Here is a 24,409-nt window from a genome sequence, read left to right on the forward strand (position 1 = left end):
CCCCCGGAAGACCGACCTCCGGAAGGCCGCCCACCGGACGTCCGTCCCGCGGACGGCGGGGCGGACGGGACACCCGACGACCGGGGAGGAGCGCGATGACGGTCACCGGCGGCACGCGCGGAAGCGGCCTTCGGGAGAAGGCCGGGCCCGCCCGGCGGCCCGCCGCGGGGGCGTGGGCCGTGGCGGCGTGGGCGGCGGCGATCGTCGCGGCGTTCGCCGCCGGATGGTGGCTGCGCCGCGCCGGGATCGCCACCGAGGACGACCTGCCGCCGCTGCACGCGCGGGCGCGGGAGCATCCGCTGACCTGGCGGATGCTGCCCGCGGCGGCGGTCGCCGCCGCCGGCGTCGCCGTCCTGCCGGTGCTGGCCGCGCGGCTGCCGTGGCGGTGGCTGCCGCCCGCCGCGTGGGCGGGCGCCGCGCTGTGGGCGGTGGCGCTGGCCGTGGCGGACGGGCCGGGCGCGCTCGCCGCGCCGCTGGACGCCCCCACCGAGTACCCCGCCGGGATGGCGCAGCTGCGCCCGGACGTCCTGGAGTGGCTGCGCACGTTCACCGAGCGGCTGCACGGCTACACCACGCACGTCCGCGGGCACCCGCCCGGGCCGATGCTGGTGCTGTGGGCGCTGGAGGCGGCCGGGCTGGGCGGCACCGGATGGCTCGCCGCGGCGATCATCGCGGCGGGGGCGTCGGCGGCGGCCGCGATCGCGGTCACCGTGCGGTGCACGGCGGGGGAGGAGGCCGCGCGGGCCGCCGTCCCGTTCCTGGTGCTGGCGCCGCTGGCGCTGTGGGTCGCGACCGCCATGGACGCGTTCTTCCTCGGCGTCGGGGCGTGGGGGACCGCGCTCGTCGCCGTCGCGGCGCGCCGTGCCGGGCGCGCCGCGGTCCCGGCCGCGGCCGGCGGCGGCCTGCTGCTGGGATCCCTGCCGTACCTCAGCTACGGGCTGCTGCCGCTGTTCGCCGTGCCCCTCGCCGTGCTGGCGGGGACGCGTCCCCGCCGCGCCGCGGTCGCGGCCGGGGCGGCGGGCCTGGCGGTGGTGCCCGTCGCCCTGACCGTCCTGGGCTTCCGGTGGCCCGACGGGGTCCGCGCCACCCTGGACACCTACCTGATCAGCGGTGGGTCGGCGCAGCGGCCCTACTGGTACTTCCTGTTCGCCGACCTCGCGGTGCTGGGCCTGCTGACCGGCCCCGCCGTCGCGCACGCCCTGCCCCGGACGCTGGGCGTCCTGCGGCGGGCCGCGCGGCTGCGGGCGGCGGTGCCGGGCCTCGGGACGGCGCTCCCGGCGGGCGCGGCGCTGCTGGGCACCCTGGCGCTGGACGTGTCGGGCGTCACCAAGGGGGAGGTGGAGCGGATCTGGGTGCCGTTCGCGGCGTGGCTGGTGGTGGCCGCGGCCGTCCACCGGCCTCCGGCGCGGGCCTGGCTGGCCGCGCAGGCGTGCACCGCCCTGGCCGTCCAGGCGCTGGTCCTGTCTCCCTGGTGACCGCCGCCGCCGAAGACGCCCCCGACTGAAGCGGGCTCTGGCCTGCGGAAACGGGCGCCTCGAAAGAAGGTCGAGGAAAGGTCTGGAGCGTTGTCGATACGGCGGGGTCCCGTTCGACGTGTCAGTGAGAGGCCGCCGCGACACCGCACGGAAGGACCACCGCCATGACCGCCACCCGCATCCCCGCCACCGCCGCCGCGACCGGGGACCGCCGCACCGGGCGGCGCGTCCTGTGGGGCGCGCAGATCCTGATCGCGGCGTTCCTGCTGGTCGCGTCCGGGCTGCCCAAGTTCGTCGGGCAGGCCGACGCCGTCGAGACGTTCGCCGCGCTCGGCTGGAACGACTTCATGCGGTACTTCGTCGGCGCCGTCGAGGTCGCGGGCGCGGTCGGCCTGGTGATCCCCCGGCTGGCGGGTCTGGCCGCGATCGGCCTGATCGGGCTGATGATCGGCGCCGCCCTCACCCAGCTGCTGGTGATCGAGTCGGCGTGGGCGCTGTTCCCCGTCGCGCTCGGCGCCGTGTTCGCCGCCGTCGCCTGGGACCGCCGCGCCGACACCCGCGCGCTGCTGGCCGACCCGCGGTCGCTGCTGCGCCGCTGACCCCCGCCCGCCGTATGCGCGTCCCTGACCGGTGGCGCGCCGGGCCCGCCGCACGGTCAGGACGGCGGCCACGTGACGATCGTGTGGCCCCAGGTCAGGCCCGCGCCGAACCCCGCCAGCAGCACCAGGTCCCCGGGTGCGGGCGGACGGGCCCGCAGCGCGGTGTCGAGCGCGTAGGGGAGGCTGGCGGCGCCGATGTTGCCGACGTCGTGGCCGGCGATCGCGAGCTGCCCGGGCTCCAGCCCGGCGTCGGGCGCCAGCGAGGCGACCAGCGCCGGGTTCGGCTGGTGCGGCACCACCAGCGCCAGGTCCGCGGGCTTGATCCCGGCGCCGTCCACCGCCTCGGCCACCAGCCGCGGGAACGTCGCGGCGATGAAGTCGCGGACCGCGCGGCCGTCCATGCGGATGGTGTGCTCGCGCTCCGCCAGCGTCTCGGCCGACGCGGGGCGGCGGCCCCCGCCCGCGGGGATCAGCACGTCGCCGGCGCGGGTGCCGTCCGAGCCGAGTGTGACCGGCCCGATCCCGTAGGGGGAGGGGACGGGCCCGACGACGGCCGCGGCGGCGCCGTCGCCGAACAGCGCGGCCGTCCCCCGGTCGGCAGGGTCGAGGAACTTGGAGTACACCTCCACGCCGATGACCAGCGCGCACGGCGGCGCGCCCCGCTGGGTCGCCAGCCACCCCACGGCGGTCTGCAGCCCGTAGACGAACCCGGTGCAGGCGGCGGCGACGTCGAACGCGGCGGCGTGCCGGGCGCCCAGCAGCGCCTGCACGCGGCACGCCGTGGAAGGGCCGAGCTCGTCGGGCGTGGAGGTGCCCAGCACGATCAGGCCGACGTCGTCGGGGCGGATCCCGGCGTCGGCCATGGCGCGGCGGGCGGCGTGCGCGGCCAGGTCCGAGGACGCCTCGGAGCCGGCGGCGACCCGGCGCTCGCGGATGCCGGTGCGGCGCTCGATCCAGCCGGGGTCCAGGCCCAGCGAGCGCGACACCTCCTCGCTGCGGACCCGCCGCCGCGGCAGGTGGGAGCCGGTGCCGCGGATCGCCCAGCCGGGCGCGCCGCCCGGTGCGCGCCCGTCCGGTCCGGAATACGGGGCTTCCCGCGGCCCGCTCGCCGCGGGCCCGGTCGTCGGTCGCTGGTTCGGCCAGGTCATGCGTCGCTCCCTCGCGCCCGGCTCGCCGCCGGTGATCGTGGTCGGCTGCATTCTCGGCTGACGGTCCCGCCCGGCTTTTCTCGGCCGGCCCTTCTCGATCCCCCTATCCGGACGGCCGTTCCGCCGGCGCCCCGAGCGCGCGGAACCCGCGGGGAACGGGTTCCGGACGCGCCGCCGACGGTTGCCAGACCGATCCCATAAAGGAATAATCCCATTTCGGGATTTCCGTTCTATATCGAGATGTTCAGCGGCCTTTATCGAAAAAGAAACGAGAGTCTTCCTTCCAGGTAAGGAGACACCGCGTGGCCTCGCCCTCTTTCCGCCCGGCCGACGAGCTCAAGCCCGACGACGTGTGCGCGTTCCTGTTCGCCGGAACCGGATCGGCCGCCGTCCCCGACCTGCCCGCACTGGCCCGCTCCGGACCCGCCGCCGCCCGCGCCGTCGCCGACGTCCTGGACGCCGTCCAGGAGGGCCTGCCCCGCACCGGCTGGCCGTCGCTGCGGACGATCCTGCTGGACGACCCCGCCGCCTACCGCGCCGCCGCCCGCGCCCCCGGCGTCGCCCAGCTGTGCGGGTACGCCGCGTCCGTCGCCGTCGACCGCGCGCTGCGCACCGCCGGGGTGACGCCGCGCATCGCCGTCGGGCAGAGCTTCGGCGAGATCGCCGCGACCGTGTCCGCGGGCGCGTTCACGATCGCCGACGGCGCCCGCATGGCCGTCGCGCTCGTGGACGTCCTCGCCCGCCGCGGCGCCGGCGGCGGCATGGCCCTGCTGGAGACCGGCGAGGACGGCGCCCGCGACCGCATCGCCGCCGCCGGCGCCCCCGGCGTCGTCGTGGCCTGCCTCAACGCACCCGGCGTCACGGTCGTGTCCGGCCCTGACGCGGACCTGGACAAGGTCCTGGACGCCGCCCGCGACGGCGGCGTCCGCGCCGTGCGGCTCGCCGTGCCCTACCTGTCGCACCATCCCGCCATGGCCGGCGCCGACGACGAGTGGTACGCGACGATCCGCGCGTTCCCGCAGCGCCCCCTGGAGATCGCCGTGCACTCCCCGGTGCGCGGCCGCGCCTACCGCGACGACGACGACCTGCACCGCGCCCTGGCCGACTGCATCGTCAAACCCGTCCGGCTCCCCGACACCCTGCGGCAGGTCGACGCCGCGGGCGCCACCGTGTTCACCGAGGCCGGACCCGGCGACGCCCTGTGCCAGTGCGCCCGCCTCACCCTGCCCGGCGCCCGCGTCCTCGTCCCGCTGCGCGACCGGCCCCGCCGCTCCGCCGGCGGCGCCACCGGCAAGGCCGCCTCCAGCGCGACCACCGACCCCTCCGCCCGACGGGAGCAGCCGCGATGACCCACACCATGCCCGACGGCGGGCCCGACGGCGCGGAACCGGCGCCGGTGGCCGCGCACGGCGTCCCCGACCCCGACCTGCTGGCGTTCGCGCGCGGCGGCGCCCGCGACGACAAGATCCGGGCGCGGCTCGCCGAGGCCGTCCCCGCCGACTGCTTCGCCTACCCCGACGGGCTCACCGCCCGCGAGCACCAGGCCCTCACCTACCGGCGGCTGCGCCGCGCCGGGCTCGCCGCGCCGCCCGCCGCCGAACTGCTGGACGACCCGCCGCTGCTGTGCGCGCTGCTGGAACGCGCCGCGATCGCCGACCCCGCCCTGTTCCACGTCACGATGCTGCACTACACCCTCGCGTACGGGCCCGTCCTGCGGTTCGGCGCCGGGCAGGACGGCCCGGGTGGCGCGGCGGGCGCGGCACTGGAGTCGATGGACTCCTTCGGCACCCTGCTGATGACCGAGGTCGGCCGCAGCAACAGCCACCTGTCGCCCCGGACGATCGCGCGCCACGACCCCCGCACCGGCGGGTTCGTCCTCACCACCCCCGACGCCGCGGCCGCCAAATTCCCCACCAACACCGCCCACCCCGCACTGCCCAAGACCGCCGCCGTCTACGCCACCCTCGAGCACGGCGGCGAGGAACGCGGCGTGTTCGTGTTCATGGTGCCGCTGCGCGGCCCCGGCGGGCGCATCGCCGACGGCGCCCGCATCGTCCCCGCGCCCGAGACGACCGGCCTGCAGATCGACTACGGCGCCGTCCGCCTCGACGGGCTCCGCGTCCCCTACGAGGCGTGGCTGCGCGACGGCGCGGGCATCGCCCCCGACGGCGCCTTCCACGACCCCGCCGGCACCCCCGCCGCCCGCCTCACCCGCTCCATGGCGATCGCGCCCGCGGTGTGGCGGGCCGTCATCTCCGCGTCGGCCGCCGTCACCCGCGCGTCCGCCGGGATGCTCCTCGCGCACTCCGCCGGCCGCGCCACCCTCGGCCGCCTCGCGCCCCGCCGCGCCCTCACCGACTACCGCAACCAGCGCGAGGCGGTGCTGTCGGCGCTGGCGTCCGGATACGCGCTCACCGCCGTCGCCGCGCACGTCCAGGCCCGCCGCACCTCCGCCGACGCGCCCGGCGCGACCGCGGCGAGCCCCGGCGACGCCGGGCCCGACACCGCGTGGGCGCCCTGGTCGGCCGTCGACCGCGACCTGGCGCTGCTGAAGGCCGCCGCGACCGTCCAGGCGCAGGAGACCGTCTCGGCGTGCCGCGTGCACAGCGGCGCCCCCGGCTTCGCCGCCGTCGAACGGCTCAACGCCTACCGCGGCCTCACCCACGCCTACATGAACGCCGGCGGCGACAACGAGCTGATCCTCTACGACACCGCCCGCGCGATGGCCGACCTCGACCGCTACACGCCCCCGCCCGCCGAACCCGGCCCGCCCGACGGCGGCGACCTAGCCTCCCCGGCGGTGTGGCGGTTCCTGGCGGGCGAGACCGAGCGGCGGATGCGCGACCGGCTCGCCGCCCGCGTCGCCGCGGCCCGCGACGCCGGCGCCGACCCGTTCACCGCGTGGAACGACAACCTCGTCCTGGCCGCCCGCACCGCCACCGCCTGCGCCGACCGCATCACCCTGGAGATCCTCGTCCGCGCCCTGGACACCGGCCCCGCCGCGCTGCGGCCCGTGCTGACCCTGCACGCCCTCAACTGGATCGACCGCCGCGCGGGCGACCTGCTCAACGAGGGGGTGCTGCCGCCGGGCGCGCTGGACGAGGCGTGGGCGGCGCGGCGCCGCGTCTGCGACGACCTCGCCCCCCGCGCCGGGGACCTGGCGGCCGCGTTCGACCTGCCCGCCGAGATCACCGCGCCGACGGCCTTCCTCACCGGCTGACCCCGTCCCGCCGCCCGGGGACAACGGGACGGTGAAAGCCGAGAAAAGCGCGCGCCACGCCGCGACTTGCCCGAGGATGCGGGGGAACCCGCGCGAGGTGACTACCGTTCTCGTAGGAGACTCGTAGAGACCCGCGCGGGTGACCGGCACCCGCAATCGATACGGAGGTAGCAACAGTGGGAGTCAGTCTGAGCAAGGGCGGCAACGTCTCGCTGACGAAGGAGGCTCCCGGACTGACCGCCGTGGTGGTGGGTCTGGGCTGGGACGTGCGCACCACGACCGGGACCGACTTCGACCTGGACGCCAGCGCCCTGCTGCTCAACGCGGAGAACAAGGTCCTGTCGGACCAGCACTTCGTGTTCTTCAACAACCTCAAGAGCCCCGACGGCTCGGTCGAGCACACCGGCGACAACCTCACCGGCGAGGGCGAGGGCGACGACGAGCAGATCCAGGTGGGCCTGTCCACCGTCCCGGCCGAGGTCACCAAGATCGTGTTCCCGGTGTCCATCTACGACGCCGACAGCCGCCAGCAGAACTTCGGCCAGGTCCGCAACGCGTTCATCCGCGTGGTGAACAAGGCCGACAACAGCGAGATCGCCCGCTACGACCTGTCGGAGGACGCCTCGACCGAGACCGCCATGGTGTTCGGCGAGCTGTACCGCAACGGCGAGGAGTGGAAGTTCCGCGCCGTCGGCCAGGGCTACGCCTCGGGCCTGTCGGGCATCGCGTCCGACTTCGGCGTCAACGTCTGACACGCGCGCCGCGGAAGGCGGGCCCGGGATCCGGTCCCGGGCCCGCCTTCCCCGTGCCGGGCCCCTCATCGAGCGTTCGGCAGCGGGTGTCCGGCCGTGCGCCGGGGCGGCGCTCAGCCGGACGGGACGACGGCCATCGCCTCGATCTCGACCAGCAGGTCGTCGCGGACCAGGCGCGCCACCTCGACCAGCGACGCCGCGGGCGCCAGGCCGCCCGGCAGCATCTCCTCCCGGACGGCCCGCACCACGCCGACGCCGCGCGCGTCCAGCAGGAAGTACCCCAGCCGCACGACGTGCTCCCACCGCGCCCCGGCCGCCTCCAGCGCGGCCCCGAGGTTGGCGAACACCTGCCGGGTCTGGGCCTCCAGGTCGCCGGGCCCCACCAGGTTCCCGTCCCCGTCCAGCGCGATCTGGCCGCTGAGGACGACCAGCCGCCCCGGCACGTCGGCCGACACCGCGTGGCTGTAGCCGGGGCCGGGCGGCAGCCCCGGCGCGTCGATCTCCCGGATTCCGGTCCCCTCGCGGGGACCGCGTTCGTTCATCGGATCATGCTCGTCCACCCGGGCACGCTACCGGCCGCCCCGGGCCCGCAGGCACCGGCCGTCCGCGCGGGCGCCCGCCCTCGGTCACGGGCGCAGGTCGACCGAGACGTGCGGGGACAGCGCCTTCAGGAAGTCGGGCGCGTCGAACACCTCCCCGGCGGACACGACTCCCGCGGCGCGGACCCGCCCCGACAGCACGCGGCCGACCGCCTCCACGACGAGCGGCGCGGTGACGGCGTAGATGTCGCGGCCCCGCGCCACGGCGCGCCGCTCGGCGCCGCCGGAGCGCACGACGACGTCGACGAGGAAGGTCTGCGCGGAGCGCCCGGTCCCGTCGGCCGCGGCCGGCGCGGGCGTGTCCGGCGACGCCACGTCCCCGGCCGCCTCGACCGTCATGTAGGTGCGCACCTCGGGGATCGGCAGGTGGTGGGGGACGGTGACGACGTCGGCCATCGAGAACTCCCCGATCACGGACCGGGTCCCCAGCGGCGCGGGGAAGGGCCACTCCAGGACCGGCGGGTCGTCGTGGCGGTACTCCAGCCGCCCGTTGGCGTGGCGGACGCGGCCGCCGCCGCGCCGCTCCCGCGACACCCGGCCCGAGGCGCGCGTCCCCTCCGTGGGGTGCCAGCCGCTCAGCCCGTAGGCGATGTGCGCCTCGTCGGCGGACGCCCAGTCGCCCATCGCCGCGGTGACCAGCAGGTCGCCGAGGCCGCCGAAGAAGGCCATCGCGGGGACGACCACCGCCCCCGCGGCGCGGGCCCGGTCGCCGAAGTGCGCGAACGTGTCGGCGTTGGCCTCGATCTCTGCGGCCACGTCCAGGTACGGGACGCCCGCCCGCAGGGCCGCGTCGATCACGGGCGCGGCCGTCGCGGCGAAGGGCCCGGCGGCGTTGACCACCGCCGCCGCGCCGGCCAGCGCCCGGTCGAGGGAGGCCGGGTCGCCGACCGTCGCGGGCCGCGCCGCCAGCCCCGGGCGGGACGCCGCGAGCTCCCGCAGCCGGCCTTCGTCGCGGCCGGACGCCACCGGGACGAACCCGCGCTCCAGCAGCTCGTCCACCACGAAGCGCCCGGTGTGCCCGTACGCGCCGAACACCGCCACCGTCTGTCCCGATCCCACGGTCTCTCCCATGTGCTTGAACGATCAACCACGGAGATTCTGGCGCGGGCACCCGCCCGGCCGCGAGCGTCTGGAACGCCATGATCCGTACACTTTCGGACATGGATACCGTCGCGCTGGCCGTCACCGACGGGATGCTCCACTTCGAGCTGTCCCTGGCCCACGAGGTCTTCGGCGCCGCACCGGCCGGCGTGCCGGGCCCCTGGTACGACCTCGCCGTGTGCGGGCCGGCCCCCGTGCGGATCGGCCGGTTCGCCCTGGAACCCGACGCCGGACTCGACCGGCTCGCCCGCGCCCGGACCGTGATCGTGCCGGGCTGGGCCGACACCGGCGCCGACCCGCCCGCCGAACTGGTCGACGCGGTGCGCGCGGCCCACGCCGCCGGAGCGCGCGTGGCGTCCCTGTGCACCGGCGCGTTCGTGCTCGCCGCCGCCGGCCTGCTGGACGGCCGGCGCGCGACCACGCACTGGGCGCACACCGCCGCGCTCGCCGACCGCCACCCCCGCGTCCGGGTCGACCCGGACGTCCTCTACGTGGACGAGGGCAGCGTCCTGACCTCCGCGGGCAAGGCCGCCGCCATGGACCTGTGCCTGCACCTGGTCCGCCGCGACCGCGGCTCCGCGGTCGCCAACGCGGTCGCGCGCCGCCTGGTCGTGCCGCCGCACCGCGACGGCGGCCAGGCCCAGTTCGTCACCGCCCCGGTGCCCGCCCCGGACGGCCACCCCCTCGCCGAGCTGTTCGCGTGGGCGATCGAGCGGCTCGACCGGCCGCTGACCGTGACCGACCTGGCCCGCCGCGCCCGGATGAGCCCGCGGAACCTGGGCCGCCACTTCCGGGCGGCGACCGGCACCACCCCGCTGCAGTGGCTGCTGACCCAGCGGATCCGCCTCGCCCAGGAACTGCTGGAGACCACCGACGACGGCGTCGACGCCGTCGCGGCGGCCACCGGCATGGGCAGCGCCGCGACGCTGCGCCGGCACTTCCACCGCACCGTCGGCGTCCCGCCCGACGCCTACCGCCGCACCTTCCGCCGCACCCGCGGCACCGCGCCCGTCGGGTCCGCGCCTAGCGGGGCGCGGCCAGCAGCTCCTCCCGCAGCCGCGTCTTGAGGATCTTCCCGCCGGGGTTGCGGGGCAGGCCCTCCGCGCGGAACCACCAGTGGGCCGGGACCTTGAACGCCGCGATCCGCCCCGCCAGGAACTCCCGCGCGTCCCCGGCGGTGAGCTCCGCCCCCGGCCGCGGCACGACCACGGCGCCGACCTCCTCGCCCAGCACGTCGTGCGGGACGCCGATCACCGCGCAGTCGGCCACCGCCGGATGCTCGTACAGGGCCGCCTCCACCTCGGCGCAGTACACGTTCTCCCCGCCGCGGATCAGCATGTCCTTGGCCCGGTCGACGATGTAGACGAACCCGTCGGCGTCCACGCGGGCCAGGTCGCCGCTGCGGAACCAGCCGTCCGCGAACGCGCGGGCGGTCTCCTCGGGCCGGTTCCAGTAGCCCTTGATGACGTTGGGCCCCTTGATCAGCAGCTCGCCGACCTCGCCCGCCGGCAGGTCGGCGCCGTCCGGCCCGACGCCTTCACGTCGCACACCGCCACCGGCGGGCCGACGCTGTCGGGCCGCTCCAGGTAGTTGACGCCGCCGTTGTAGGTGGTGACCGACGACGTCTCGGTCAGCCCGTACCCGTTGCCCGGCACCCGGTCGGGCAGCCGCTCGCGGATCGTGTCGACCAGCGCGGGCGCGGCCGGCGCGCCGCCGTAGCTGACGCCGGTGAGGCTGGAGGTGTCGTAGGCGTCGAAGTCGGGCGAGGTCAGCACCTGCCAGGCCATGGTGGGCACGCCGCCGAACCCGGTGACCCGCTCCCGCTCGATGAGCCGCAGCGCCTCGGCGGCGTCCCACTTGTACATCAGCACGACGGTGCCGCCCTGCAGGGCGCTGGACACCAGCACCGAATGGCAGCCGGTGGCGTGGAACAGCGGCACGCTCAGCAGCGTCACCCGGCGCTGCGGCGCCATCAGCTCCGCCACCGGGCGGCCCGCGCGGACCCCCGCCGACGCCAGCCCGTAGGCGAGGCCGATCGGGTTGCCGGTGATGTTGCGGTGGGTGCCCAGCGCGCCCTTGGGGCGGCCGGTCGTGCCGGACGTGTAGAAGATCGTCGCGTCGTCCTCGGGCTCGAGCGCGACGTCCGGCGGGGCGGCCGCCGCCGCGCCCCCCGCGGCGTGCAGGGCCGCGTCGACCACGGCGTCGAAGTCCTCGGCGCCCGCCGGCGCGCCCGTGTCGCCGGGACGGGCGACCAGGACGGCGGCGTCCAGGCCGGGCAGCACGCCGGCGAGGCGCTCGGCGCGCTGCGCGTCGGCGACCAGCACCCGCGCGCCGCTGTCGCGTAGCCCGAACTCCAGTTCCGCGGCGCGCGCGTAGTGGCCGGCGAACGTCAGCCGGTCGCCCTCGTAGACGATGAAGTCGGCGTCGCCGTGCGCGCGGGACGCCTCCAGCACGTCCCGCAGGGTGGGCGGCGCGTGCTTCCACACGCGGGTCCGCACCCCGCGGATGTCGATCTCGTCCATCTCGAACGGCTGCCCGGGGGCCGTCATGGCCGCCCGGACCTCGGCGATGCTCCGCACCTTCGCGCCTCCAGCGGGTCGCGGCGCCCTCCCGCCCGGCACCGGACGCCGAACACGGTTCGGTGCGCCGTCCCGGAAATGTATGACCCGCGTCACGTCCAGGTCAACGCCCCGACGCGCCCCCGGCATGCTCCCGGGCGGCTCCCGGCGCGCCCCGGCCGCGTGCCCGCCGTGCGCCGGGCGGCGGGCGGCGCGCCGGCCCCGAGGGCCGCGCCGGCGGGCGCCCGCTCGTCCGGAGCGGTGATCTCCACCTGCGACAATGGGGACATGACCGAGCGCGGGCCGATCGAGTACTGGTTGTCGGACATGGACGGTGTCCTGGTGCACGAGGGGCGGCCCGTCCCCGGCGCCGAGGAGTTCGTGGACCGCCTCGCCGCCTCCGGCAAACCCTTCCTGATCCTCACCAACAACTCCATCTACACCCGGCGCGACCTGTCGGCGCGGCTGGCGGCGCTGGGGCTGCGGGTGCCCGCCGAGTCGATCTGGACGTCGGCGCTGGCGACCGCGCGGTTCCTGGCCGACCAGCGCCCGCAGGGGTCGGCGTACGTGATCGGGGAGGCGGGGCTGACGACGGCGCTGCACGAGAACGACTTCGTGCTGACCGACATCGACCCCGACTACGTGGTGCTGGGGGAGACCCGCACCTACAGCTTCTCCCAGATCACCAAGGCCGTCCGGCTCATCGAGGGCGGCGCCCGGTTCGTGGCGACCAACCCCGACCCGATCGGCCCGTCGCCCGAGGGCGCGCTGCCCGCCACCGGCGCGGTCGCCGCGATGATCACCCGGGCGACGAACGTGGAACCGTACTTCGTCGGCAAGCCCAACCCGCTGATGATGCGGACGGCGCTGAACGTCGTCGGCGGCCACAGCGAGTCCACCGCGATGATCGGCGACCGGATGGACACCGACATCGTCGCGGGCGTCGAAGCGGGCCTGGAGACGATCCTGGTGCTGACCGGGGTGACCCGCGAGGACGAGATCGGCCGGTTCCCGTTCCGCCCGTCCCGCGTGGCGGCGTCCATCGCCGACCTGGTCGAGCTGATCTAGCCCGCCGCCGGCGCGGCGCCCCGGCGGCGCCCGCGCCGGCCGCCCCCCGTTACGATCGGTGACGATCATCTTCTCGCACCGGCGGGCCACGGGGGACGTCCGCGGGCGCGGCGCTCGGCCGTGCGGCGACGTCCCGGCCGCGCGCCCCGGTGCCCGACCGCCGAGCGGAGCACCGTGCACGATCTCCAGGACCCGGCCGCCGCGCCCCGCCCGTCCCACCGCCGCGGGCGGGGGCGCCGGCGGGCGCGGTGGGCGGCCGGGACGGCCGCGGCGCTGGCCGTCGCCGCGGCCGCGGCGACCGTCGCGGTGGTGTCGTCGTCCGGCGACGGGCGCCCCGCCGCAGGGCCCGCGCCGGCGAGCCCGGCGCGGACGGCGGCGAGCGGCCCGCCCCGCACCCCCGCGAGCGGCCAGGCGAGCGCGCAGGCGGGCGGCCGGGCGGGCGCGCCGGCCGGCGAGACCGGCCCCCTCGTCAACGGGCGGCGGCAGCCCGCACCGGTGCAGATCCCGCGGTCGGCGGGCGGCGGGTACGCCGTCGTCCCCGGCACGACTGCGCCGCCCGCCGGGACGCGCGGGCCCGTCGTGGACTACCTGGTCGAGGTGGAGCGCGGGCTGCCGTTCACCGGCCCCCGGTTCGCCGACCAGGTGCACCGCATCCTCAACGACCCGCGCGGCTGGGGCCACGGCGGCGCGATGCGGTTCCGGCGGGTGAGCGGGGGCCCGGTCCGGTTCCGGGTGTCGCTGTCGTCCCCGGCGCTGACCGACCGGGTGTGCGCGCCGCTGATCACCGGCGGGCAGCTGTCGTGCCGCGAGGGCGAACGGTCGGTGATCAACGCGCTGCGGTGGGCGTCCGGCGACGACTCCTACGGCCGCGACGTCCTGTCCTACCGGGAGTACCTCGTCAACCACGAGGTGGGGCACGCCCTCGGGCACGGGCACCGGTCGTGCCCCGGCCCGGGCGAGCGGGCGCCGGTGATGGTGCAGCAGACCAAGTCGCTGTACGGGTGCCGCCCCAACCCCTGGCCCCACCCGGGCGGCGCCCCGGCCGGAGGCCGGTAGGGTACGGGCGATGATCTGCTGTTCCCGGCGCGGCCGGCGGTGCCCGTGCGCATGATCGGCGGCGGTGTGACCCGCGAGCTGGAGGTCCGCCGGTCCCGGTTCGTCTGCACGCTGGCGCGGGTCGCCGACGAGGACGAGGCGGTCGCGTTCATCGCCGCGCACCGCCGCGCGCACCGCGACGCCACCCACAACTGCACCGCCTACGTGGTGGGCGAGCACGGGGAGATCACCAAGAGCAGCGACGACGGCGAACCGGCGGGCACCGCCGGGATCCCGATGCTGGAGGTGCTGGTGCGGCGCGGCCTGACCGGGACCGCGGCGGTCGTCACCCGCTACTTCGGCGGGGTGAAGCTCGGCGCGGGCGGGCTGGTGCGCGCCTACGGGCAGGCGGTGTCGGCGGCGGTCGACGCGGCCGGGGTGGTGGAGCTGCGGCCGGTGGTGACGGTGACCGTCGCGGTCGGCCACGACCTGGCCGGACGGTTCCTCGGCGACCTGCACGCGCGGTGGGGGCAGCCGGCCGACGTCCGCTACGGGGCGGGCGTGGAGGCGGACGCGACGGTGCCGGCGGAGCGCGTCGAAGAGTTCACGGCGTGGGCGGCGGAGGCGACCGCGGGACGCGCGGCGGTGCGGACCGGCGCCGCCGGGCACGTCGAGGTGCCGGTCGTCCCGTGAGGGCGCCGGTACCCTTGGGGCGATGACCAGGAGCACGGTGCGGCCCGACCGCGTCCGGGCGGGGATCCTCGACGCGGCGGCGACGGTGCTGGCCGAGGACGGCGAGCAGGCGAGCATGGCCGACATCGCGCGCGCCGCGGGCGTCGCGCGCGCGACGCTGGACCGCTACTTCCCCGACCGGGACGCGCTGCTGCGCTCCCTGTACGAGGCGGCGTTCGCCGACCTGGGCGAGCGGCTCGCCGCCGCCCGCCTCGACGCCGTCTCCACCGAGGAGGCGATCGCCCGGACGACCCGCGCGACGATCGCCGTGATCAGCAAGTACCGGGCGCTCGGGCTGCTCGACAAGGGCCCCGCGGAGGTCCGCCGCGTCGACGCCCGGCTCGTCGGTCCGCTGCGCACGGTGTTCGAGCGCGGCGCCGCGGGCGGGTCGCTGCGCCGCGACATCCCCGTCCACACCCTCGCCGAGCTGTACTTCAGCCTGCTGGAGGGTGTGGTGTCGCGGGTCGTGCGGCGGCGGATGGGCGTGGAGGAGGCGTGCGCGGCCGTCACCGCGCTGTTCCTGACCGGGGCGCTGGCCCGCCCCGACCGCTGACGCCCCCGCCCGCCGCCGGCACCGGTCGGTGGGGACGGTCGGTGGGGACGGCAGGCGGGGGGCGGTCAGGCGCGGGCGCGCAGGCGGCGCAGCATGCGGGCGTCGGCGAAGCCGACGGCGCGGGCGGCGGACTCGGCGGTGGCGCCCTGCCCGATCAGGTGCTCGGCCCGCTCCAGGCGCAGCTCCTGCTGGTAGCGCAGCGGGGTGAGGCCGGTCGCGGCGGCGAACCGGCGGGTGAGGGTGCGCTCGCTGACCCCGGCCGCGGCGGCCAGCGCCGCCAGCGGCAGCGGCCGCGCGTACCCGGCGTCGATCGCGTCCTGCACCCGGTGGACGGCGTCGCTGAGGTGCGCGCGGTGCCGCAGCATGACGCCGTCCTGCGGCTCCTCGCCGTTGCGGCGCGCGTACACCACCATCGTCCGGGCGACCCGCGCGGCGACGCCGGGACCGTGCCGCGCGGCGACCAGGTGCAGCGCCAGGTCGATCCCGCTGGCGATCCCCGCGGAGGTGACGACCCGGTCGTCGGTGACGTACAGGACGTCGCGGACGACGGAGGCGCGCGGGTGGCGGCGGGCCAGGACGTCCTGCAGTTCGTGGTGGGTGGTGCAGCGGCGGCCGTCCAGCAGCCCGGCCTGGCCGAGGGCGAACGCGCCCGCGCAGACGCTGGCGACCAGGCCCCCGGCGGCGTGGTGGGCGGCGATGCGGCGGGCCGTGTCGGCGCCGACCGGGGCGGTGTGCGGAGCCCCGGTCGACCATCGCCAACCGGGGACCAGCAGGACGTCGCCGGGATCCGGGTCGGGCCAGCGGGTGCCGGCGTCCAGGCGCAGCCCCTGGGCGCTGGTGACGCCCTCCCGCTCGGCCACGTACAGCAGCCGGTACCCGCCCCCGCCGGTGCCCGCGGCGCGCTCCGGGCCGGGGGCGGCGGGTTCGGAGTCGGCGGGGGCGGAGTCGGCGGGGTCGCCGAGGACGTCGGAGGCGGCGAAGAACACCTGCGCGGGCCCGGCGAGGTCGAGCAGGTGCACGCCGGGCACGAGCAGGAAGACGATCCTGGTCACGATCCGGTCAGCCTACCGGGCGGACGCGGGGGCGAGGTCGTCCAGGGCGGCGATGGCGGCGAACCGGCCGGCGAGGGCGTACTCGGTGCGGGCGATGATCTGGTCGGTCGGCAGGGTCGCGGGGTCGGCGAGGATCCGGTCGAGGCCGCGGCCGGGCGGCGCGTCGCGGTGCTCGATGGGGAACGTGGCGGTGGCGTCGGTGACGAACACGACGCCGTAGCCCAGGTCGGCGGCCAGGCGCGCGGTGGTCTCGCAGCACTGCTCGGTCTGGATGCCGCAGATCACCACTTCGCGGACGCCGCGGGCGGTGAGCAGCCGCTGCAGCCCGGTGGTGGTGAACGCGTTGCGGGAGGTCTTGGTCACGACGGGTTCGCCGGGCGCGGGCTCGAGGCCGTCCATGAGCCGCACGTGGCCGAGGGCGGGGTCGAAGGGGGTGCCGCTGCCGGGTTCGGTGTGCAGCACCCACACGACGGTGTCGCCGACGGCGCGGGCGGCGCCGACGAGCCGTGCGGCGCGGTCGGCGATGTCGGGCGCCGACACGGCCCGCCAGTTGGGCCGCCGCCGGAAGGACTCCTGGACGTCGATGACGAGAAGCGCTCGGTTCATGCCCGCGATCCTGCCGGGCGGGACGCCCTTGCGGCAGGCCCGATCCCGGCGCGCACCGGAACGATCCGGTCAGCGGCGCCGCGGCCCGGGCCGTGGCCGTGGCCGGGTCCGCGGCCACGGGCGTCTCGCCGGTGCCCAGCGGGTGTGACCGGGCGCATGGCCGGGGCGGCGTATGGGCGCCCGGTGAGCGGGTACCGGGGGGCGACGGGATCCGACCACGGGAGGGGACATGGCAGTCGAGCAGAGCGCGCCGCCGCTGCGACCGGGCGGGAGGGACGCGGCGCCCGTCCTGCCGGAGCCGCGCGGCCCCCTGTCGCGCGCCGTGATCGAGGCTCTCGCGGGGCGCTCCCCGGGCGGCCCGGCGCGGCCGGGCGCGGCCGCGCCGCTGCCGCGGGACGCGGGGTCCGCCGACCCTTACGGCGACGACCTGCAGCTGGCCCTGCACGTCTGCTACGAGCTGCACTACCGCGGGTTCGCCGGCGTCTCCCCGGACTGGGAGTGGGACCCCGAGCTGCTGCGGCTGCGCGGCGCGCTCGAAGCGGTCTTCCTGGACGCCCTGCGCGCCGGCACCGCGGCGCCCGCGACCGCGCGGGCGGGCCGCGACGCGCGGACGGAGCTGGAGGACGCCCTGGACGAGCTGCTGGTGGAGCCCGCGGACGGCGGCGGGGGCGTCACCGGGCACCTGCGGGACGCGGGGGAGCGGTGGCAGCTGCTGGAGCACGCCGCGCACCGCTCGGTGTACCACCTGAAGGAGGCCGACCCGCACGCCTGGGTGATCCCGCGGCTGCGGGGCCGCGCCAAGACGGCGCTGGTCGCGGTCGAGCACGACGAGTTCGGCGGCGGCCGCCCCGACCGCATCCACGCCGGGCTGTACGCCGACCTGCTGGAGGACCTGGGCCTGGACTCCGCCTACGGCGCCTACGTGGACGCGGCCCCGGCGCCGATGCTGGCGACGGTGAACATGATGTCGTGCTTCGGGCTGCGCCGGTCGCTGCGCGGCGCGCTGGTGGGGCACTTCGCCGCCGCGGAGATCACCACGGCGCCCGCCGCGCGGCGGATGGCGCGGGCGCTGGAGCGACTGGGCGCGGGGCCGCGGGCCCTGCTGTTCTACACCGAGCACATCGAGGCCGACGCCGTCCACGAGCAGGTGCTGCGGCACGACGTGATCGGCGGGCTGCTGGCGGACGAGCCGGAGCTGGCGGCGGACGTGACGTTCGGGGTGCGGGCGACGGGCCTGCTGGAGGACCGGCTCGCGGCGCACCTGCTGGGCGCGTGGGGATCGGACCCGCCGCGGTCGTCGCTGCGGCGTCCCCTCGCGGGGGCGGCGCCCGGTGACCGGATCGCATGCGGCTGATGGGGGGTTTGTCATGGTTTTCTCGCGGTACAGGGGCGATGTGCCGATGCTGAGGCCGCCGGGCGTGTACCGGCCGCAGGCCGACACCGCCCTGCTGGCGGGCGCGCTGCGCCGCGCGGGCGTCGCGGCGGGCGCCCGGGTGCTGGACGTGGGGACCGGGACGGGCGCGATGGCGGTGGCGGCCGCGCGCTGCGGGGCCCGCGAGGTCGTCGCGGTGGACGTGGCGGCGGGCGCGGTGCTGGCGGCGCGGGTCAACGCGCGGCTGCGGAACCTGCCGGTGCGGGTGCTGCGCGGCGACCTGTTCGAGCCGGTGGCGGGGGAGCGGTTCGACGTGATCGTCGCCAACCCCCCGTACGTGATCGGCGACGCCTTCCCGGAGGAGGTGCGGGGCCGCGCCCGGGCGTGGGAGGCGGGCCCGTGCGGGCGGGCGCTGCTGGACCGGATCTGCGCGCAGGCCCCGGCCCATCTGGCGCCGGGCGGGACGCTGCTGGTGGTGCAGTCGGCGCTGAGCGGGGTGGCGGCGACGCTGGTGGCGCTGCGGGACGCGGGCACGCGCCCGGTGGTGGCGGCGCGGCGCGACGAGCCGTTCGGGCCGGTGATGCGGCGCCGGGCGGCGAGCCTGGAGGCGCGGGGCGCGGTGCGGTGCGGGCAGCGCCACGAGGAGCTGGTGGTGGTGCGGGCCGACCTGACCGGGACGCGCGGCCACGGACACAACGGGCACGGTGGATACGGTGGATACGGCGGGCGGGGCGGGCCCGCGGGGGGCGGTGAGCGAGGTGGACGGCGTGACGGCGCCCGGCGGGCGGCCTGACGCCGACCGGCGGCGGGTGCGGCTGGTCAAGGGCGGCCCGGTGCTGGTGGAGGGCCCGGTCGAGGTGGAGCTGGAGGACGGCCGGGTGGTGGCCTCGGACCGCTTCACGGTGGCGCTGTGCGCCTGCCGCCGCAGCCGCGCCTACCCATTCTGCGACACCAGCCACCGCCGCCGCGCACGTCCCGCACGCCCGTCCCAGGAAACGGGCGACGGCGCGGACGACGGCTCGAGCGGGAGCGGCGCGGACTGACCGACCCGCCGGGGAACTCCGTCCGTCCGGGCCCTCGAGCCGCAGCGAGCCGCGCCCGGACGGACGGGGACTCGGGCGCGGACGGAGCGGCGGCCGGCCGGTAGTAACACGGATCGCGCGTCGGCCCGGCCGGGGGAGTCAGCCGCCGAGGCTGTCCAGGGCGACGTCGAGGCGCTGGGCGAGCTGCTCGATCTGCTCCTCGTTCGCGCCCGTGTCGAGCTCGGCGATCACGGCGTCGCGGGTGGTGATGACCAGGGCGTCGCCCGGTTCCCCGGTCCGGGTGGGCGACGAGGGCACCACGGCGGCCCGGCCCTCGACGACGACGAGCGCGGCGTCGCGGTCGGTGGAGGCGAGCAGGTCGTGCAGGTGCGCGGAAGTGATCGTGGCCATGAGGGCCCTCCTCGGATGACCCGGCCCCGGGGCGCGCCCGGGGCCGAGACGTAGGTGTGGTCGATGCGATGCGATGCGGTCGCGGCCGGGGCCGCGCGCGTGCGGTCAGGGGCGGCGGCCGACGCCGGTGGCGAACTCGCGGACGCGCCCCGGGCCGCCGGTGCCCGGCGCCAGCGGCGGGGTGTCGCGGCCGGCGCCGGTGCGCAGCCCCTCCAGGAACTGCAGCAGCGCCTCGCGGGACGAGTGCCGCGGCGTCCAGCCCAGTTCCGTGCGGGCCCGCGCGGTGTCCATGATCGGCAGCTCCATCGCCAGGTCGAACAGCCCCGGCGAGGCCGGCACCAGGTGCAGGCCCCACGCCGCGGCGAGCGCGGCCCGCACGCCCCGCTGCGGCACCCGCACCGTGCGGGCGCCCAGCATGTCGGCGAGCTCGGCGGCGTCGATGACCGGGTCGGCGGCGATGTTGAACGGGCCGCGCACGTCCCGGACCGCGGCGAGCCGGAACGCCTCGCCCGCGTCGGCCGAGTGCAGCACCTGGAACCGCAGGCCCGGCATGTCCGGCACGACCCCGATGCGGTCGGCGCGGGCGAGGCGGCCGGGCAGCAGCGGACCGGCGAACAGCCGCCGCTGCTGCGCCGCGGTCTGCCGCTCGAACACGAACCCGGGCCGCATCCGCACGACGCGCCGGTCGGGATGGGCCGCCTCGAACGCGTCCAGCAGCCGCTCGACATACGCCTTCTCGCGGCTGTAGGCGGCGCCGGGCCAGCCGTGCGTCGGCCACCCCTCGTCCACGGCGCGGTCCTTGGGCCCCGGCGAGTAGGCCCCCACCGACGAGGAGTACACCAGCGCGGGCACGCCCGCCTCGGCGGCGGCGTCGAACACGCGGGCGCTGCCGACGGCGTTGGCGTCCCACGTCACCGCCGGGCGGTGCGTGGGCTGGAACAGCCAGGCCAGGTGGATCACCGCGTCGGCGCCGCGCATCGGCGCGACCAGGTCGCTGTCGGTGACGTCCGCCTCGACCCACTCGGTCTTCTCGGTGTCTCCGGCGCCGGTGCCGGGCAGCCGGCGGGCCAGCGCGGTGATCCGGGTGACGTCCGGGTCGGCGGCCAGCGCCCGGACGGTGCTGGTGCCGATGTTGCCGGTGGCGCCGATCACGACGACGCGCATGCTCGTTCCCCTCCTTGGGTCGTCCCCGCAGGTGGACGCCCCATTCCCGCCACGTGCGGAACTATGCGGGGGAACGGGTCAGGCGGGGCGGCAGCGGGCGCACGGCCGGTACCCGGCGGCCCGCGCGGCGGCCAGGTTCGCGAAGCCGCGGCGGTGGGCGGGGGTGATGCGGCGCGCGTCGCCGCACGTCGGGTAGCACACGATGCCGGTGGTGCCGCTGCCGATCAGCCGGGTGCCGCGCCGGGCGAGGTCGGCGACGGCGTCCACGTCGACGTCCTCGCCGCGCAGCAGCCGCAGCTTGGCGTCGTCGCCGAACACGTACTGCCCGGCGGACCCGTCGGAGCGGGTGACGCGGTGGCAGGGGATCAGCAGCGGGACGGGGTTGCGGCCCAGCGCCGTCCCGACGGCCCGCACCGCCCGCGGGTGGCCCGCCTCCCGCGCGACCCACGCGTAGGGGCGGATCTGCCCGCGCGGGATGGCGGCGGCGGCGCGCAGCACCGCCGCCTCGAACTCGGTGAGGCCGCGCAGGTCGAGCGGGACCCCGGCGGGGCGGCCGGCGCGCAGCGCGGGCAGCAGCCCGGCGGGCGGACGGTCGGCGGGCAGCAGCGGCCGCGCGAACCGTTCGCGGAACGCGGCGGTGAACGCCTCGGCGTCCAGCCCGGCGCGCAGGAACGCCACGCCCCGGTCGGTGAAGGCGACGTGCAGGTCCGGCAGGGGGCCCGGGACGCGGACGCGGCGCGCGGCGATGCGGTCCAGCAGCCCGGGCGGCGCGTCGGCGGCCAGCCCGGACAGCTCAGCGGCGAGACCGGCGGCCAGATCGGCGGCCAGACCGCCCGCCGGATCGAGCGCCGCGTCGGGCGCCGGACCGGAACCGGGCCGATCGGCCCGGCGGTCCGCACGGCCGAACACGGGGCCGTTCGCGGGGCTGTTCGCGGGATCGGTGCGGGTCATCGGTTCCCCCCTCGCTGTGCGGGACGCCGCGTCCCCTGGTCGTCCTCGCGGGCGGCGCGCAGGCGGGCCAGTCCGCGGGAGATGTGCGACTTGACGGTGCCCTGCGGCAGGCCGAGCACGTCGGCGATCTCGGCGACGGGCAGGTCGGCGACGTGCCGCAGCACCACGGCGGCGCGCTGCCGCTCGGGCAGCCCGGCCAGCAGCGCGGCCAGTTCCCGGCCGGTCTCGCGCCGCGCCGCGGCGTCCTCCACGCCCTCGGCCGGGTCGGGCGGATCGCCGGCGTCCTCCAGCGGGCCCGGCCGCGGCCGCCGCGCCGCCGACCGCAGCCCGTTGCGCCACAGGTTCATCAGGATCGTCAGCAGCCAGGCGCGGGGCCGCAGCGCGGCGATCCGGTCCGGCCCGTACCCGCACAGCGCCCGGTAGGCGCGCAGGAACGCCTCGGCGGACAGGTCCTCCGCCTCGGCCCACCGGCCGCACAGCCGCAGCGCGGTGGAGAACACCACACCCCGGTACGCCTCGTACAGCACCGCGAACCCCGCGTCCAGGTCGCCGGCGAGCGCCGCGGCGACCTCGGCGCCGCGTTCGTCCGGCGGGGCCGGGACGTCGCGGGCCTGCGGTGCGTCGCCGATCGCCGGTGCCTCCGTCGTAACCGTCACTTCCGTTCAACACCGCGCCGCCCGGACCGGTTGCACCCCGCCCCGGGCGGGGCCGTCAGCCGAGCCAGCCGGGGCGGATCATGCCGGTCTCGTAGGCCAGGACGACCAGCTGCGCCCGGTCGCGCGCCCCGACCTTGGCCAGGATACGGCTGACATGGGTCTTGGCGGTGGCGGGAGACAGCACCAGCCGCCCGGCGATCTCCTCGTTGGACAGCCCCGCCGCCACCAGGGCCAGCACCTCGCGTTCCCGGTCGGTGAGGGCGTCGAGCCGCGCGGCGGGCGGCGGCGTGCTGATGCGGGACGCGAACTCGGCGATGAGCCGCCGCGTCACGGTCGGCGCCAGCAGCGCGTCGCCGCGCGCGACGACCCGCACGCCGTGGATCAGCTCGGGCGGCTCGGTGTCCTTGACCAGGAACCCGCTGGCGCCCGCCTTGATCGCCCCGTAGACGTAGTCGTCGAGGTCGAAGGTCGTCAGGATCACCACGCGGACGTCGTCGAGGCGCGGGTCGCCGGTGATGCGGCGGGTGGCCTCGAGCCCGTCGAGGACGGGCATGCGGATGTCCATCAGGACCACGTCGGGCCGCAGCTCGGCGGCCAGCCGCACGGCCCGTTCGCCGTCCCCGCACTCGGCGACGATCTCGATGTCGTCCTCGCCTTCCAGGATCGACCGGAAACCCGCCCGCACCAGCGTCTGGTCGTCGGCCAGCACTACCCGGATCACGCCATCTCCTCCTTCAGCGGCGCCCGTCGCGCCGCGCTCACCCGTTTCCGCGCCCGCCCGGCGCGCCGTGCGTCCCGCCGCCGGGTCAGGCCCGGCCGCCCGGTCCGGACGCGCCGTCCGGCGGCCGGCCCAGCGGGAGCCGCGCCCACACCCGGAAGCCGCCGCCGGGGGCGGGCCCGGCCATCAGCTCGCCGCCGACGGCGGCGGCGCGCTCGCGCATCCCGCGCAGCCCGTTCCCGCCGCCGTCCCCGCCCGCGGCGGCGTCCGCGGGGGCGCCGGCGCCGTCGTCGACGACCTGGACGATCACCGCCGCGGGGGTGCGGCGGATCTCGACGGTGACCTCCTCGGCCCCGGAATGCCGGACGGCGTTGGTCAGCGCCTCCTGCACGATGCGGTATCCGGCGAGGCCGACCGGCGCGGGCAGCGTCGCCAGCGCCTCCAGACCCGTGCGGTCCGCCCGATCCGTGCGGTCCGCCGCGGTACCGTCCGCCGCGTTCCCTTCGGCCCCCGTCGCGTCGGGCGGCATCGCGTCGGGTGCGGGGGTGTCGGGTGCGGGCGCCAGGTCGCCGACGCGCCGCACGACGAGTCCCGCCGCGGCCGTCTGCTCCAGCAGTTCCCCGACGCGCGCCAGCGACGGCACCGGCGCCACCGGGCCGCCGCCCGGCACCGGGCCCTCGCCGCCGATGCGGCCGGGAGCGTCGTCGTCCTGGTCGACCTGCCGCAGCACGCCCAGCACCCCGCGCAGCTCCCGCAGCGTCTCCTTGCTCGCCGCCTTGATCGCCTCCAGGGCCGCGTAGGCGCGCTCGGGGTCGTCGCGGCGGTGCAGCGCCGCGCCCGCCTGCACGTTGATCAGAGAGATCTGGTGGGCCAGCACGTCGTGCAGCTCCCGCGCGATCCGCAGCCGCTCCTGCGTCTCGCGGCGCCGCGCCTCCTGCTCGCGGTCGCGTTCGGCGGCGGCCGCGCGCCGCTCGGCGGCCTCGGCCTGCGCGCGGCGACCGCGGATGTACTGGCCGGCGCCGACCGTGGCCAGCAGGCCCAGCGTGAACGCCGCCAGGCCCTGGGCGTCCAGCGGCGCGTCCGGGTCGGAGTTGCTGTCGCCCCACAGCACCGACGCCACGATGAACCCGGCGTTCGACGCGAACACCGCGCTCAGCGGCACGATCAGCCGGCATTCGACCGCCGCGCTGAACAGCGCGATGTAGGAGACGAGCATGATCGGCCCGTCGGGGTACCCGAGCGGGTAGTACACCTGCGGCACCGTGATCGCGACGGCCAGCACGATCGCGGGGTGGCGCCGCCGCACGGCCAGCGCCAGCGTCGCCGCGACGATCATCGCGGCGCCGGCCGGCCACAGGTTCCGGTCGCCGGGCCGGACGGCCGCCATGCTGAGTCCCAGCGTGGCCAGCAGCGCGACGGCGGCGAGCACGGCGTCCCCGCGCGGGACCGGCGGCCGCCGCGCGGTACGGGCCCCGCTTTCCGGGGCCCCGGTTTCCGGGTCGGCGGCGAGGGCCGCCGCGCGGGTCCGCAGCCGCCGGACGAGCGGACGCGCGCGCCGGCCCGCGCGTCCCCCCGCCGGGCGTCCCGCGGGGTCGCCGGGGGAGGCGTCTGCGGAAG

26 protein-coding genes are annotated in these 24,409 nt (G+C 77.5%); 13 read left to right on the forward strand and 13 right to left on the reverse strand.

Going from position 1 to position 24,409, the window contains the following annotated elements:
- Positions 1-95 precede the first annotated feature (95 nt).
- Both DMH08_RS28175 and DMH08_RS28180 read left to right on the forward strand, forming a co-directional pair.
- Positions 96-1,475 (forward strand): hypothetical protein, encoded by a 1,380-nt coding sequence (locus DMH08_RS28175; protein WP_125618819.1) that lies wholly within the window; start codon positions 96-98, stop codon positions 1,473-1,475.
- A gap of 164 nt (positions 1,476-1,639) precedes the next feature.
- Positions 1,640-2,074 carry a DoxX family protein gene (locus DMH08_RS28180; protein ID WP_125618821.1) on the forward strand — a complete coding sequence of 145 codons (435 nt, stop codon included), beginning with the start codon at positions 1,640-1,642 and terminating at the stop codon, positions 2,072-2,074.
- Positions 2,075-2,130: 56 nt separating this feature from the next.
- On the opposite strand, the gene DMH08_RS28185 is transcribed toward DMH08_RS28180, so the two are convergent.
- Positions 2,131-3,222, reverse strand: coding sequence for a 3-oxoacyl-ACP synthase III family protein (locus tag DMH08_RS28185; RefSeq protein WP_125618823.1), 1,092 nt, complete (start codon positions 3,220-3,222; stop codon positions 2,131-2,133).
- Positions 3,223-3,524: 302 nt separating this feature from the next.
- On the opposite strand from DMH08_RS28185, the gene DMH08_RS28190 reads away from it, so the two are divergent.
- The 3 genes from DMH08_RS28190 (at position 3,525) to DMH08_RS28200 (ending at position 7,194) form a co-directional block, all read left to right on the forward strand.
- Positions 3,525-4,571 carry an ACP S-malonyltransferase gene (locus DMH08_RS28190; RefSeq protein WP_125618825.1) on the forward strand — a complete coding sequence of 349 codons (1,047 nt, stop codon included), beginning with the start codon at positions 3,525-3,527 and terminating at the stop codon, positions 4,569-4,571.
- Positions 4,568-6,442, forward strand: coding sequence for an acyl-CoA dehydrogenase (locus tag DMH08_RS28195; RefSeq protein ID WP_233617854.1), 1,875 nt, complete (start codon positions 4,568-4,570; stop codon positions 6,440-6,442). The genes DMH08_RS28190 and DMH08_RS28195 overlap by 4 nt, the downstream gene beginning before the upstream one ends.
- Before the next feature lie 176 nt (positions 6,443-6,618).
- Complete coding sequence (locus tag DMH08_RS28200) at positions 6,619-7,194, forward strand: TerD family protein (protein WP_026401743.1); 576 nt, start codon at positions 6,619-6,621, stop codon at positions 7,192-7,194.
- Positions 7,195-7,307: 113 nt separating this feature from the next.
- Here DMH08_RS28200 and DMH08_RS28205 read toward each other — a convergent pair whose 3' ends face one another.
- Complete coding sequence (locus tag DMH08_RS28205) at positions 7,308-7,736, reverse strand: RidA family protein (protein WP_125618827.1); 429 nt, start codon at positions 7,734-7,736, stop codon at positions 7,308-7,310.
- 84 nt (positions 7,737-7,820) lie between these two features.
- Positions 7,821-8,852, reverse strand: coding sequence for a saccharopine dehydrogenase NADP-binding domain-containing protein (locus DMH08_RS28210; protein WP_125618829.1), 1,032 nt, complete (start codon positions 8,850-8,852; stop codon positions 7,821-7,823).
- A gap of 101 nt (positions 8,853-8,953) precedes the next feature.
- Between DMH08_RS28210 and DMH08_RS28215 the strand changes: the two genes are divergently transcribed.
- Positions 8,954-9,961, forward strand: a complete 1,008-nt coding sequence (locus DMH08_RS28215; RefSeq protein ID WP_125618831.1) for a helix-turn-helix domain-containing protein — start codon at positions 8,954-8,956, stop codon at positions 9,959-9,961.
- On the opposite strand, the gene DMH08_RS42485 is transcribed toward DMH08_RS28215, so the two are convergent.
- Positions 9,918-10,442, reverse strand: coding sequence for a class I adenylate-forming enzyme family protein (locus tag DMH08_RS42485; RefSeq protein ID WP_267898578.1), 525 nt, complete (start codon positions 10,440-10,442; stop codon positions 9,918-9,920). The two genes, DMH08_RS28215 and DMH08_RS42485, sit on opposite strands and share 44 nt — an antisense overlap.
- On the reverse strand, positions 10,376-11,473 hold the full coding sequence (locus DMH08_RS28220; protein WP_267898579.1) for a class I adenylate-forming enzyme family protein: 1,098 nt from the start codon (positions 11,471-11,473) through the stop codon (positions 10,376-10,378). Before DMH08_RS28220 ends, DMH08_RS42485 begins: the two co-directional genes overlap by 67 nt.
- Before the next feature lie 267 nt (positions 11,474-11,740).
- On the opposite strand from DMH08_RS28220, the gene DMH08_RS28225 reads away from it, so the two are divergent.
- The 4 genes from DMH08_RS28225 (at position 11,741) to DMH08_RS28240 (ending at position 14,840) form a co-directional block, all read left to right on the forward strand.
- The gene (locus tag DMH08_RS28225) at positions 11,741-12,520 is read left to right on the forward strand and encodes an HAD-IIA family hydrolase (RefSeq protein ID WP_026401747.1); all 780 of its coding nucleotides are present in this window, start codon (positions 11,741-11,743) and stop codon (positions 12,518-12,520) included.
- A gap of 174 nt (positions 12,521-12,694) precedes the next feature.
- Positions 12,695-13,576, forward strand: a complete 882-nt coding sequence (locus tag DMH08_RS41940; protein ID WP_233617855.1) for a DUF3152 domain-containing protein — start codon at positions 12,695-12,697, stop codon at positions 13,574-13,576.
- Between the two features lie 45 nt (positions 13,577-13,621).
- On the forward strand, positions 13,622-14,248 hold the full coding sequence (locus tag DMH08_RS28235) for an IMPACT family protein (RefSeq protein ID WP_051300509.1): 627 nt from the start codon (positions 13,622-13,624) through the stop codon (positions 14,246-14,248).
- Between the two features lie 22 nt (positions 14,249-14,270).
- Positions 14,271-14,840, forward strand: coding sequence for a TetR/AcrR family transcriptional regulator (locus DMH08_RS28240; RefSeq protein WP_051300468.1), 570 nt, complete (start codon positions 14,271-14,273; stop codon positions 14,838-14,840).
- Between the two features lie 65 nt (positions 14,841-14,905).
- Here DMH08_RS28240 and DMH08_RS28245 read toward each other — a convergent pair whose 3' ends face one another.
- Complete coding sequence (locus DMH08_RS28245) at positions 14,906-15,892, reverse strand: GlxA family transcriptional regulator (RefSeq protein ID WP_125618835.1); 987 nt, start codon at positions 15,890-15,892, stop codon at positions 14,906-14,908.
- A 12-nt stretch (positions 15,893-15,904) separates the two neighbouring features.
- Positions 15,905-16,498, reverse strand: coding sequence for a cysteine hydrolase family protein (locus tag DMH08_RS28250; RefSeq protein ID WP_125618837.1), 594 nt, complete (start codon positions 16,496-16,498; stop codon positions 15,905-15,907).
- Between the two features lie 229 nt (positions 16,499-16,727).
- Here DMH08_RS28250 and DMH08_RS28255 point away from each other — a divergent pair, with 229 nt between their 5' ends.
- The 3 genes from DMH08_RS28255 to DMH08_RS28265 are packed head-to-tail and all read left to right on the forward strand — an operon-like array spanning position 16,728 to position 18,913.
- A complete protein-coding gene (locus DMH08_RS28255; RefSeq protein ID WP_125618838.1) occupies positions 16,728-17,852 on the forward strand; it encodes an iron-containing redox enzyme family protein in 1,125 nt (374 codons plus the stop codon).
- Positions 17,853-17,898: 46 nt separating this feature from the next.
- Positions 17,899-18,663, forward strand: a complete 765-nt coding sequence (locus DMH08_RS28260; protein ID WP_325052951.1) for a HemK2/MTQ2 family protein methyltransferase — start codon at positions 17,899-17,901, stop codon at positions 18,661-18,663.
- Positions 18,638-18,913, forward strand: a complete 276-nt coding sequence (locus tag DMH08_RS28265; RefSeq protein ID WP_051300510.1) for a CDGSH iron-sulfur domain-containing protein — start codon at positions 18,638-18,640, stop codon at positions 18,911-18,913. Before DMH08_RS28260 ends, DMH08_RS28265 begins: the two co-directional genes overlap by 26 nt.
- Positions 18,914-19,051: 138 nt before the next feature.
- On the opposite strand, the gene DMH08_RS28270 is transcribed toward DMH08_RS28265, so the two are convergent.
- From DMH08_RS28270 to DMH08_RS28295, 6 genes are all read right to left on the reverse strand, one after another.
- On the reverse strand, positions 19,052-19,303 hold the full coding sequence (locus DMH08_RS28270) for a hypothetical protein (RefSeq protein WP_026401751.1): 252 nt from the start codon (positions 19,301-19,303) through the stop codon (positions 19,052-19,054).
- Between the two features lie 105 nt (positions 19,304-19,408).
- Entirely contained in the window at positions 19,409-20,467 is a 1,059-nt protein-coding gene (locus tag DMH08_RS28275; RefSeq protein ID WP_026401752.1) for an NAD-dependent epimerase/dehydratase family protein, read from the reverse strand.
- A 78-nt stretch (positions 20,468-20,545) separates the two neighbouring features.
- Complete coding sequence (locus DMH08_RS28280; RefSeq protein WP_125618842.1) at positions 20,546-21,418, reverse strand: methylated-DNA--[protein]-cysteine S-methyltransferase; 873 nt, start codon at positions 21,416-21,418, stop codon at positions 20,546-20,548.
- Entirely contained in the window at positions 21,415-22,074 is a 660-nt protein-coding gene (locus DMH08_RS28285) for an RNA polymerase sigma factor (RefSeq protein ID WP_233617856.1), read from the reverse strand. Before DMH08_RS28285 ends, DMH08_RS28280 begins: the two co-directional genes overlap by 4 nt.
- A gap of 55 nt (positions 22,075-22,129) precedes the next feature.
- Positions 22,130-22,795, reverse strand: coding sequence for a response regulator (locus DMH08_RS28290; RefSeq protein ID WP_026401754.1), 666 nt, complete (start codon positions 22,793-22,795; stop codon positions 22,130-22,132).
- Positions 22,796-22,880: 85 nt separating this feature from the next.
- On the reverse strand, positions 22,881-24,409 hold a 1,529-nt coding region (locus tag DMH08_RS28295), incomplete at its 5' end, for a sensor histidine kinase (RefSeq protein ID WP_442778655.1).

The organism is Actinomadura sp. WAC 06369, from assembly GCF_003947565.1.
GTDB classification, from domain to species: Bacteria; Actinomycetota; Actinomycetes; order Streptosporangiales; family Streptosporangiaceae; genus Spirillospora; species Spirillospora rifamycini.